A 1,891-nucleotide genomic window follows, 5' to 3' on the forward strand; every position below is an offset into this window, starting at 1 on the left:
GGCGGCCGGCCCGGCGCGGTGTGCGCGGCCCGCCGCCTCGGTGGCGGCGTCCATCCAGGAACGGGCCCGACCGGCGGTGCCGCCCACCCACTCGCCGACGTCGCTCGCGCCGTCGCCGAGCCGGCGCAGCAACCCGACCAGTGGGTCGGTGGACCGGCTGAACTCCTCCCGGTACGACTCGGCAGCCGCCTTGATCTCCTCCGAGACACTTGTCGAACTGTCGTCCTCGCGGCGCGCGTAGTCCCCGGCCAGCACCCGCCCGTACGCCCCGGAGTCGATCCACTGGCGCAGCTGCGCCGCACGCGCCACCGGCACCGGGTGAGTGCTCCACGCGGTCATCCGGATCTTGTGCAGGCTGTCGCGCAGGTCGCCGCCACCGGCGTACTCGGCGGCCTGCTCTAGGAAGGCGGTGGTGTCGACCTGGGACAGGTCACCGCCGCCGGCCAGCTTCATCAGCAGCCGCAGCGCGGCGGCCGGGTCCTGCCCGGCGAGCAGGCCGGCCCGGTCGGCGGAGAGCTCCGCCTTGCGCCACCACTCCAGCATCGCCGCGATGATGGCGCGCAGCGCGATCGCGCCGACCGGCAACCAGCTCAGGTTGGCTGCCCACCGGGTGAGGATCATGAGCATGGTCTTGTAGACCGCGTGGCCGCTGCCCACGTGCCCCAACTCGTGGCCGAGCAGACAACGCAGCTCGTCCTCGTCGAGTTGCTGCACGCAGGCGGAGTTGAGCACGATGAACGGCCGCTCCAGCCCGACCGCCTCGGCGCCCAACCAGGGCGACTGGGTCACGTACAGCTCGGGCAGCTCGGCCACGTCGAGCGCCGCCGCGGCCTCGGTGTAGCGCTGCCACACCGCCGGGTACTGCCGGTGGTCGACCCGGATGCCGGAGGCCAGCACGGACAGCCGGAAACCCCGCTCGTTCCACATCCCGAAGAACGCCCGTACCACGTCGTCGAAACCACGCAGCTCCCGCAGCGCGACCAGGGCGCCCCGGTCGGCCGGATGCTCCCAGGCCCGCGAGCTGATGCCGGTGAGGGTGATCCGACGCCGCGCTGGCGCGTCCGCTGCCGTCATGGTGGCTCCCCGTTCGCCGTAGCTCCCCGCATCGTGCCGCAGTCGGTCGCCGACGTCCATGCCCCGCTCAGCGCAGCCGCACGTAGTACCGCTCCGCGTCGTGCGGCAGCGCCGGCGCGCCGTCCACCACCAGGTCGGCGTGGGTCGCGGTCTCGTCGACGGCGAAGTGCGCCCGCTCCCCCTCGTGCCAGCGACGCAGCTCGGGCAGGATCTCCGGCCCGTCCCGGGCGACGGCGCGAGCCAGCCGCAGCGACGCGGGCGCGGTGACGAACACAGCAAGCGTCAGCTCCGGCCGGACGACCGCCCGGGCAGCGGTGACCCCCTCGACCACCAGCACCGGAGCCACCGGAACCGGAACCGGTCGGGGCAGAAAACGTCGCCGGACCCAGCTGTAGCGCCGGTAGGCGCCCGGCTCCCCGTTCCGCAGCGAGGCGAGCACCCCCTCGTCGAGCCGGGGCCAGAAGGTGACCTGGTCGTCCCACCCGTCGAGCAGGTCGTCGGTGTGCACCAACGGCGGTCGGCCGCCCAGCGGCCCCGCCAGGGCATCCGCGAGCCGCGCGGCGAACCGGCTCTTGCCCGCGCCGCTCGGCCCGTCGACCGCGACCAGCCGGGTCCGCCCCAACCGCGCCGGGCCCGCGAGCACCCGACGAGCCAATTCGGCGTACGCCTCGACGACCGCCACGGTCGGCCCGCCAGTCTCCGGGTTCAGCACAGCCTCCCGTCGTGCATGACCGAAGTATGCCCGCTGGGCTCCTTCGGCTAGTTGGGCCCGCTGGGCCGGTGTGCCCGGTGCGCCCGCTGGACCGCTGGACCGCTG

General features: G+C 74.1%; 2 protein-coding genes. Both read right to left on the minus strand.

The window, feature by feature from the left end; genetic code table 11:
• On the minus strand, positions 1-1,074 hold a 1,074-nt coding region (locus PSH25_RS09610), incomplete at its 3' end, for a M48 family metallopeptidase (RefSeq protein WP_238658685.1).
• A gap of 67 nt (positions 1,075-1,141) precedes the next feature.
• Positions 1,142-1,891 (minus strand): uridine kinase family protein (locus PSH25_RS09615; protein ID WP_238658686.1); only part of this gene is annotated, 750 nt, incomplete at its 5' end.

Origin of the sequence: Micromonospora foliorum (assembly GCF_022229015.1) — a bacterium.
Taxonomy (GTDB): domain Bacteria; phylum Actinomycetota; class Actinomycetes; order Mycobacteriales; family Micromonosporaceae; genus Micromonospora; species Micromonospora foliorum.